Genomic DNA, 8,888 nt, shown 5'->3' with positions numbered 1-8,888 from the left:
GCAGCCCCAAAAACTGCCGCCGCGTTTTGCCTGGAAAAACGCGGTGTTCTTATTAGGGCTGCTACGCAGCCCAACGCGGGGCAAGCCCGCTCGCCACAACAAGCCCGCTCTGCACAACAAGCCCGCTCGCCACAAAAGCGCGCGTCTGCAGAGTTCACCGTGTTGCAGCAAAGTGCCACTTGCCATTTGCATTGATGATAAGCATTATCATTAACTGCCAATCGGTCAGGTATCACTGTGAGCCTATCTCGCTTCAACCATGTCTTTCTCAGCCAACGGCTGATTCTGCTACGCACCTTGCAGCGGATGGTGAATAACCCCAGCACCGCCGAAGACCTGGTGCAGGAAACCTACCTGCGCGTCACCCGGGCCCTGAGCGAGCGGCCGATCGACCACCTTGAACCCTTCGTCTACCAGACCGCCCGTAACCTGGCGCTGGATCACTTGCGCTCGCGCAGGGTCCAGGCCCGCACGCTGCAGGAAGATGTGCCACTGGACATCCTGCAAAGCGTCGCCGCCCCCATCAGCACCCCCGAAGACGCCACCCAGGCCGAACAATTGCTCGAACACTTGAGTGTCAGCCTTGGCCGGTTGAGCGCGCGCCAGCAGCAGATTTTCATCCTCAGCCGCCTGCACGGTTGCAGCTACCAGGAGATTGCCGATCAGTTGAACGTGTCCTTGAGCACCGTGCAAAAGGAACTGAAATTGATCATGGCCATCTGCGTAGGTGTGGCCGAACGGCTGGATCAGCCTTAAGCTTCATCCGACAGAAATGTCGACCAAGGCTGTAGAAAAGATAAATAAAACGTGGCGAAGACCCGAGGCACACCGTGATGGACCCGAATAACCTGCGCCCCCATGAGCTGGCGGATGAGGTGTTGCAAGACCCGGCTATGGACCAGGCACTGGACTGGCTGATCGCCTTGCAGTGCCCGCGGGCCGGGCAGCAGGCCGAGTTTGAAGCGTGGCTGGCCCGCGACCCGGCGCACGTCCACGCGTTCGGGAAGGCGCAGGCTGCCTGGGGTGGCGCTCCCGTACACAGTGCCGCGGTGGCCCTGGCGGCGCCACGCAAACCCAGCGCCTGGCGTCGCCTGCAGCCGCATTGGAAACCCTTGGCCACCGCTGCCGTGTTGCTGCTGGGGTTGTTCAGTTTCAGCAACCTGCCCGTGCGCCTGCAGGCGGACCATCTCACCGTGGTAGGTGAGCGCCAGCGCCTGCAATTGGACGATGGTTCGAAAGTATTGCTGAATACCAACTCGGCGTTTTCCAGCAGCATCAAGGATCATCAGCGCATCGCCCGCCTGTACCAGGGCGAGGCGTTTTTCGAAGTGGTACCCAGCCGGGGCCTGCCCCTGGAAATCGACGCAGGCCCCGTCCGTGCCAGCGTGCGCGACACTGCTTTCGCCGTGCGCTACCTCAATGGCGAAGCCCAGGTGCAAGTGCAGCGCGGCGATGTCGACCTGAGCACTACCTTCGACGATGCCCGTGTGCGCTTGAGCGCGGGCGAAAGCATCCGTATCGGCCCCAAGGGCTTTGGGCCGCCCGCCAAACTCGATGCCAACAAAGACCTGGCCTGGGTCCAGGGCCGGCTGATTTTCGAAAACTGCCCGATGAGCGAAGTGCTTGCCGAATTGCGCCGCTATTACCCGGGCTGGATCGTCAACACCAACGACAAGCTCGCCAGCATCGCCGTCACCGGCAATTACCGCCTCGACCAACCGCTGGACGTGGTGCGTTCCCTGGCGCACATCACCTCGGCCAAGCTGTCGGAATATCCGGCGCTGGTGATCTTGAACTAAATGAGAATTATTTTTACTCGATAGCCTGCGGCAGTACGTCTCGTCTTAGCCAATGCAACTGACTCCTATTTGGAACGGTTCGCAACTATAAGACTCGTACCTCCGGAGCGCTCTCGATGTCCTCTCGTTTCAACCGCCGGTCTTCTTCGCCCGTGCTGTCCTTGCTGACCGTCGCCATCCTGCTGGCCGGTGCGCCCGTGATGGCCGCCACGACCACCGAGCCCGTTGCCCGCAGCCACGGCAACTACCGTTTCAGCATTGAGCAGCAGCCGCTGGTCTCGGCCCTGAATGCCTTCACCAGCGTGACCGGCTGGCAAATCGGCCTGCCGGCGGAGCTGGGCCAGGGTGTATCGTCCCCTGGCGTACACGGTGCGCTGTCACCGGAAAAAGCCCTGGAGCGCTTGTTGGTGGGGACCAACCTGAGCTACCGCAAATTGGGCAATAACAACATCGTGCTGGAAAAGCGCGTGGCGGGCAGCACGTTGAATCTGCAACAGGTGACCATCAGCGCCACCCGTAATGAGCAGGACATCAACAGCGTACCGAGCACCGTCAGCGTACATGGCCGCGAAGAGCTGGACCGCCAGAACGTCAACACCATTCGCGAACTGGCGCGCTACGAGCCCGGCGTCTCGGTGGGCGGCGCAGGCACCCGTTCCGGCAACGCGGGCTACAACATCCGTGGCATCGACGGCGACCGCATCCTCACCCAGGTGGATGGTGTCGAAGTGCCGGACAACTTCTTCAACGGCCCCTACGCCAAGACCCGTCGCAACTACGTCGACCCGGAAATCGTCAAGCGCGTGGAGATCCTGCGCGGACCGGCCTCGGCCCTGTACGGCAGCAGTGCCATCGGCGGCGCGGTGAGTTACTTCACCCTTGACCCGGATGACATCATCAAGCCCGGCCAGGACGTCGGCGCCCGTCTGAAAACCGGCTACAGCTCCGCCGACGAAAGCTGGCTGACCTCCGCCACGGTCGCCGGCCGTTTGCAGGACTTCGACGGCCTGTTGCACCTGAGCCAGCGCAATGGCCATGAAACCGAATCCTACGACGGCAACAACGCTACCGGCCTGGCCCGCACGGGCGCCAACCCAGAGGACGCGCGCACCACCAACGTGCTGGCCAAGTTGGGCTGGAATTATGGCGATGACAACCGCCTGGGCGTGACGTATGAGAAGTACAAGGATGATCGCGACGTCAACCTGAAGAACGCGGTGGGCGGCCCGTTCATCGGCGGCCGAGGCTTCAACCTCTACCGTGATCGTCGCGGTAACGACACCATTACCCGTGAACGTTTCGGCCTGGAAAACAGCGTTGCCCTTGAGTCGCCGATTGCCGACCGCATCAAGACCAGCCTCAACTACCAGATCGCCAAGACCGACCAGACCACCGCCGAAATCTATCAATCGGGCCGTCGCGTCTTGCGCACCCGCGACACGCTTTACGAAGAAAAACAGTGGGTTTTCGACGCGCAGTTGGACAAAGCGTTCAGCCTCGGTGAGACCGATCACCAAGTGACCTACGGCACCACCCTCAAGCAGCAAAAAGTCACCGGCTCGCGCGAAGGCAGCGCCACCTGCCTGGTCGTCGGCAGTGGTTGCACGGCCGTGGGCGCTCCCAGCCCAATGGCCAGTGACAGCGTGAATAAATCCAGCGACTTCCCGGACCCGACCATCAACACCTATTCGCTGTTTGCACAAGACCAGGTCACCTGGGGCAAGTGGACCTTCCTGCCCGCCGTGCGCTACGACTACACCCAGCTCAAGCCCAAGCTGACCCAGGCGTTCCTCAATACCGTAAACCCCACAGGGGCCGACCCCGTGAGCGACAAGGAAAAGACCTGGCACCGCGTGACGCCCAAGTTTGGCCTGACCTACGCCCTGACCGATCAATACACCTGGTTCGGCCAATATGCCGAAGGTTTCCGTACACCCTCCGCCAAGGCGCTGTACGGCCGCTTTGAAAACCTGAACCTGGGCTACACCGTCGAGCCGAACCCGGACCTCAAGCCGGAAACCAGCAAGGGTCTCGAAACCGGGATTCGCGGCAAGTTCGACGCGGGTTCCTTCGAGATCACCGCGTTCTATAACAAGTACCGCGACTTCATCGACGAAGACAACGCCGTTGTCGGCGGCACCCTCGAACAGTTCCAGGCCATCAATATCAAGCGCGCCACCATCAAGGGCGCGGAAGCCAAAGGCCGCCTGAACCTGGATGCGTTCGGTGCACCTCAGGGCCTGTACACCCAAGGTTCGGTGTCCTATGCCTACGGTCGCAACGACGATAACGGCGAACCGCTGAACAGCGTCAACCCGCTCAAAGGCGTATTCGGCCTGGGCTACGAGCAGGACAACTACGGTGGCCTGCTGAGCTGGACCCTGGTGAAAAAGCAGGATCGCGTCGACAGCAGTACCTTCCACGCACCGGACGGCGACACCAGCGGCCCCTTCAAGACCCCTGGTTTCGGTGTCGTCGACCTGACCGCCTTCTACAAAGTCACCAACGACGTGACCATCAACGGCGGCCTCTACAACCTCACCGACAAGAAGTACTGGAACTGGGATGACGTGCGCAGCTACGACAGCGTGGGTGAAGCCGCGGTGACCGGCCCTGCCAACCTCGACCGCCTGACCCAGCCCGGTCGCAACTTTGCGATCAACGTGATCTGGGATATCTGACAACACCCGACTCACCTCGTCGAAATGTCAGCGGCGAGGTGAGGATTTTTTACTGTGCCGCGTCTTCTTGTTCGTCTAGTTGATAACAGCTCTCTTCAGGGCAACAGGCGCTCCCCTTCTCAAGGACTTTTTCATGACCGCTTCTCCTACCGCAGAACGCCCAAGCCTGCGCTCCCAACGCCTGAACCAGATCACCCACGCGCCACATACCCGGCTCGACGCGCTGGTGAAGGCACATGCCCCGTTTGAATCCCAGGCCAACTTCGCGCGTTTCGTGGTCGCGCAGTACCTGTTCCAGTCGGAACTGGTGGCGCTGTACAACGATGCCGAGCTGATCAAGATCATCCCCGACCTGGCCGAACGCTGCCGCGCCGAAGCGGCCAAGCTGGACCTGGCCGACCTGGACACGCAAGTGCCTGCACCGGTTGCCGGCGCGGTGAACAACCCGAGCAAGGCCGAAGCCCTGGGCTGGCTGTTCGTGTCTGAAGGCTCCAAGCTGGGCGCGGCGTTCCTGATCAAGCGTGCCGTGGGCTTGGGCCTGAGCGAAACCTTCGGTGCTCGCCACCTCGGTGAGCCGGCCGGCGGTCGTGCCGAAGGCTGGAAGCGCTTCACCCGTACCCTCGACACGCTCCAATTGAGCGCCGAAGAAGACGCCGCAGCGGAAAAAGGCGCGGTGGATGCGTTTGTGCGCTTCACCGTGCTGCTGGAACAGGCGTACGCTAGCGCCCCTGAACTGGCCTGATCCCCAGATTGAAATGCGGTCAACAAGTGGGAGGGGGCTTGCCCCCGATAGCAGTGCATCAGCCAACAAATAGGTAACTGACCCACCGCCATCGGGGGCAAGTCCCCTCCCACTTGTTGATCGCATTTCAGTGCGGACTTTTTTGTAAACCTTCCCCCAGAAAAGCTTCACCATGACCGGTAAAACCCAATCCACCTCGAAAATCGCGCAGATTCTCTTCGGCCTGCTGGCCTACGTCAGCCTGGGCATCGGGCTGGTGGCGATTGTCGTGCCGGGTTTGCCCACCACCGAATTCATTCTCCTGGCCGCCTGGGCCGCGACCAAAAGCTCGCCACGCCTGAGTGCCTGGCTGGAAAACCACCGCCTGTTCGGGCCGATCCTCTTCAACTGGCGCAACGGCAAGATCATCACGCGCCGGGCCAAGTTCAGCGCCACCGTCAGCATGCTGCTGTGCGCCGGGCTGATGCTGGTGATGCTGGATCACGGCTGGCCGGTCTACCTCGCAATCGCCGGGATGAGCCTGGGCAACCTGTGGATCTGGTCACGCCCCGAACGGCTCGCACAGCCCGTGTGACGCCGACTGTAGCCGTTTTCCTACCGCCTATCGCCTATCTCTCATGAATTGATTTGTTACGCCGATGTTTCAGACATAGCGCTGAATGGAATTGGCCTGAATTGCTTGCCCTCCAACACGTTCATTCGCGAGTAAGCCTATGTTCATCAGCCTCTCCATCCGCCTGAAAATCGTGCTGCTGTCCGGCCTTTGCCTGCTGGGGGTGATTGCGCTGGTCGTCAGTATCAATATCTACAACACCAACCAGAACGATCAGTTGGTCAGCGATTCAAGCTCACGAATGCTCACTGCCAGCGTGGAACAACTGCTGCAGGCCAAGGCCGGGGAGCAAGCGGTACAGTTGCAGAAGACCTTTGGCGATAGCCTGGTGGCCCTGACCGCCCTGGCCGACCAGATCAAAGACCTGCGCAACCTCGGGACCAAGCGCTCCCTTGAGGCCGGTGCCCTGCGTGAAGAACTCAACCAGAGCGTAAAAACCGCCTTCGAGCGCAACAACAAGGTGCTGGGTTTCTGGCTGTCGTTCGAACCCAACGGCCTGGATGGCAAGGACAGCGAATTCATCAATGACAAGGCCCGTGTGTCCAACGAAAAAGGCCGCTTCTCCAGCTACTGGAGCCGCGCCGGCGGCGAGGGCTTGAACACGATCATGGTCGAGGATGACCTGAACAAGACCACCCTCACCCTCAACGGTACGCCCTACAACATCTGGTACACCTGCCCACGGGACACCCGTAATACGTGCCTGCTGGACCCGTATGAAGATACGGTGGCCGGCAAACCCGTGCTGATGACCACCATCGCCCAGCCACTGATCGTGGACGGTAAAATGATCGGCGTGGTCGGTGTCGACATCGCCCTCAACACCCTGCAAGCCGCCACCGATGCCGCGCAGCACGACCTGTTCAACGGTGCGGCCCACCTGGAGATTCTCTCCAGCACCGGTCTGATTGCCGCCTACAGTGGCGAGCCGGCCAAGATCGGCAAGAACCTGATCGACACCCTTGGCGCCGAAGGCAAGGAAATCGTGCAACTGCTGGCCAGCGATAACCGCATGATCCGCGAACAGGACGGGACCATTCGCGCCGTGTACCCGGTCAAGCCGATTGCCGACGCCAAAGCCTGGGGCATCGTGATCAAGCTGCCCAAAAGCGTGATGCTGGCCGATAACGTCAAGCTGCAAGCCGTACTCGACAAGGCCCGCGCCAGCGGCACCCTCCAGGCATTGCTGGTGGCCGCCGTCGCCGCCTTGCTGGGCCTGCTGCTGATCTGGCTGACCGCCACCGGCGTGACCCGCCCGATCAACAGTGTGGCCGCCATGCTCAAGGACATCGCCAGCGGCGACGGTGACCTGACCCAGCGCCTGGCCTATGCCAAGAAAGATGAACTGGGCGAACTGGTGAACTGGTTCAATCGCTTCCTCGACAAATTGCAGCCGACCATCGCGCAGATCAAGCAAAGCATCACTGAAGCACGCGGTACGGCGGATCAATCGTCGGCCATTGCACGCCAGACCAGCGAAGGCATGCAGGTGCAATTCCGCGAAATAGACCAAGTGGCCACCGCCTCCAACGAAATGAGCGCCACCGCCCATGACGTCGCCAACAGCGCCTCGAATGCCGCCAGTGCCGCACGCGGGGCGGACCAGTCGGCGCGTGAAGGCATGTCGATCATCGAGCAAAGTACCCGCGACATCACCACCCTCGCTGAAGAAGTCAGCAAAGCCGTGAGCGAAGTCGAAGCCCTGGCCGTCAACAGCGAGCAGATCGGTTCCGTACTGGAAGTGATCCGCAGCATTGCCGAACAGACCAACCTGCTGGCCTTGAACGCCGCGATTGAAGCCGCACGTGCCGGGGAAAGCGGGCGAGGGTTTGCGGTGGTAGCCGATGAAGTGCGCAACCTGGCCAAACGCACCCAGGACTCGGTCGAGGAAATCCGCCTGGTGATCGAACGCATCCAGAGCGGCACCCGAGGAGTGGTGGCGACCATGCACTCCAGCCAGCACCAGGCCCAGAGCAACGCCGGGCAGATCCATCAGGCAGTGCAGGCCCTGGGCAAGATCAGCGACGCGGTGACGGTAATCAGCGACATGAACCTGCAAATCGCCAGCGCCGCCGAGCAGCAGAGCGCGGTGGCCGAAGAGGTCAATCGCAACGTCTCGGCGATCCGCAGCGTGACCGAGACCCTGACCGAACAGGCCACCGAGTCGGCGGCGGTCAGCAGCCAACTCAACGCATTGGCCAGCCAGCAGATGAAGTTGATGGATCAGTTCAGGGTTTAAAAAACACAACAGGACCCATGTGGGAGGGGGCTTGCCCCGATGGCTGAGTGTCAGTCAACTTATCTATAAATGACACACCGCTATCGGGGGCAAGCCCCCTCCCACATTTGGATCACACTTGCTTGCCTTAAAGACCGGTCCAGGCGCTGACAAACTGCGTCAGGTCTTCTTTAGCTGCCGTACGCGGCGGATTCTGCGGTGTACCCAAATAGAGGAAGCCAATCACTTCCTCATCCGCCGTCAGCCCCAGGCCCTTGGCCACGTGGGCCGAGTACGACAACTCACCCGTGCGCCACACCGCACCAATCCCCTGGGCATAGGCCGCCAGCAGAATGCCGTGGGCTGCACAAGCCGCCGCCAGCAACTGCTCCGATTTCGGCACCTTGAAGTGTTCCTGCAGGCGAGCAATCACCACCACCACCAGCGGCGCGCGCAACGGGCCATTCTGGGCCTTGTCGATCAGCGCTTGCGGTGCGTCGGGGTCCTGCAGGCGCGCGGCTTCGGCCAGCAACGTGCCCATCTGCTCACGGGCCGCGCCTTCGACGGTCAGGAAACGCCAAGGGCGCAACTGGCCATGGTCGGGTGCACGCATGGCGGCGGCGAACAGCACATCGCGCTGCTCCTGGGTCGGTGCAGGCGCCAGCAAGCGCGGCACGGAAACACGGTTGAGCAAAGCGTCGAGAGCCTGCATTGGCCACCTCCAGAAAAAAATGTGCGGTCATTCTAACGGGAATGAATCGGGATGCCATCAAACGATAATTGCTCTTATTCAAACTGCCCCGCCCTGTTAGACTTTGCGACCTGATTTTCAGCC

The 8,888-nt window shown here is 61.3% G+C and carries 8 protein-coding genes and 1 pseudogene; 8 read left to right on the top strand and 1 reads right to left on the bottom strand.

Features of this window, described 5'->3' with window-relative positions:
* The 8 genes and pseudogenes from ACODSV_RS28215 to ACODSV_RS28180 all read left to right on the top strand — a co-directional run.
* On the top strand, nucleotides 1–214 hold a 214-nt coding region (locus ACODSV_RS28215; RefSeq protein ID WP_489078368.1), incomplete at its 5' end, for a hypothetical protein.
* A gap of 23 nt (nucleotides 215–237) precedes the next feature.
* A complete protein-coding gene (locus tag ACODSV_RS28210; RefSeq protein WP_024077196.1) occupies nucleotides 238–756 on the top strand; it encodes an RNA polymerase sigma factor in 519 nt (172 codons plus the stop codon).
* Between the two features lie 77 nt (nucleotides 757–833).
* A complete protein-coding gene (locus ACODSV_RS28205; RefSeq protein ID WP_190300986.1) occupies nucleotides 834–1,799 on the top strand; it encodes a FecR family protein in 966 nt (321 codons plus the stop codon).
* 116 nt (nucleotides 1,800–1,915) lie between these two features.
* A complete protein-coding gene (locus ACODSV_RS28200) occupies nucleotides 1,916–4,480 on the top strand; it encodes a TonB-dependent receptor (protein ID WP_150056016.1) in 2,565 nt (854 codons plus the stop codon).
* Between the two features lie 133 nt (nucleotides 4,481–4,613).
* Nucleotides 4,614–5,222: a biliverdin-producing heme oxygenase gene (locus ACODSV_RS28195; protein ID WP_150056017.1), complete on the top strand. Its 609-nt coding sequence runs from the start codon at nucleotides 4,614–4,616 to the stop codon at nucleotides 5,220–5,222.
* Between the two features lie 172 nt (nucleotides 5,223–5,394).
* Entirely contained in the window at nucleotides 5,395–5,796 is a 402-nt protein-coding gene (locus tag ACODSV_RS28190) for a YbaN family protein (RefSeq protein ID WP_024077200.1), read from the top strand.
* 139 nt (nucleotides 5,797–5,935) lie between these two features.
* Nucleotides 5,936–7,216: pseudogene (locus ACODSV_RS28185) on the top strand (methyl-accepting chemotaxis protein); the annotation flags it as partial.
* A 102-nt stretch (nucleotides 7,217–7,318) separates the two neighbouring features.
* Complete coding sequence (locus ACODSV_RS28180; RefSeq protein WP_371858348.1) at nucleotides 7,319–8,074, top strand: methyl-accepting chemotaxis protein; 756 nt, start codon at nucleotides 7,319–7,321, stop codon at nucleotides 8,072–8,074.
* Nucleotides 8,075–8,201: 127 nt separating this feature from the next.
* Here ACODSV_RS28180 and ACODSV_RS28175 read toward each other — a convergent pair whose 3' ends face one another.
* A complete protein-coding gene (locus tag ACODSV_RS28175) occupies nucleotides 8,202–8,765 on the bottom strand; it encodes an NAD(P)H nitroreductase (RefSeq protein ID WP_150054818.1) in 564 nt (187 codons plus the stop codon).
* Between the last annotated feature and the right edge of the window lie 123 nt (nucleotides 8,766–8,888).

The sequence above is a fragment of the Pseudomonas sp. FG86 genome (genome assembly GCF_057808775.1).
Note: the sequence above shows the minus strand (reverse complement) of the source record. Positions and strands in the feature narration are given on the sequence as shown.